The following is a 257-nucleotide window of genomic DNA, read 5'->3' on the forward strand; positions in this document are numbered from 1 at the left end:
TGAACCACCTGATCCCATGCCGAACTCAGCAGTGAAACCGCTTAGCGCCGATGGTAGTGTGGGGTCTCCCCATGCGAGAGTAGGTCATCGTCAGGCACTTATTAAGAAAAACCCCAGCTTCAGTTGAAGCTGGGGTTTTTTGTTGGTGCCTACCGCACCGTCATTCCCGAGTCACTACACCGTCATTCCCGAGTGGGGTTATCGGGAATCCACCTTGGCATTGACCTGCAGCAGCCTAAAACCACAGGTCAACATGG

At 53.7% G+C, this 257-nt stretch carries 1 rRNA gene; it reads left to right on the forward strand.

Annotated elements, in window-relative coordinates:
- A 5S ribosomal RNA gene (rrf, locus tag CR46_RS18040) occupies positions 1-96 on the forward strand; the annotation flags it as partial.
- Positions 97-257 lie beyond the last annotated feature (161 nt).

Source organism: Vreelandella neptunia (genome assembly GCF_000712975.1).
In the GTDB taxonomy this organism is placed as follows: domain Bacteria; phylum Pseudomonadota; class Gammaproteobacteria; order Pseudomonadales; family Halomonadaceae; genus Vreelandella; species Vreelandella qaidamensis.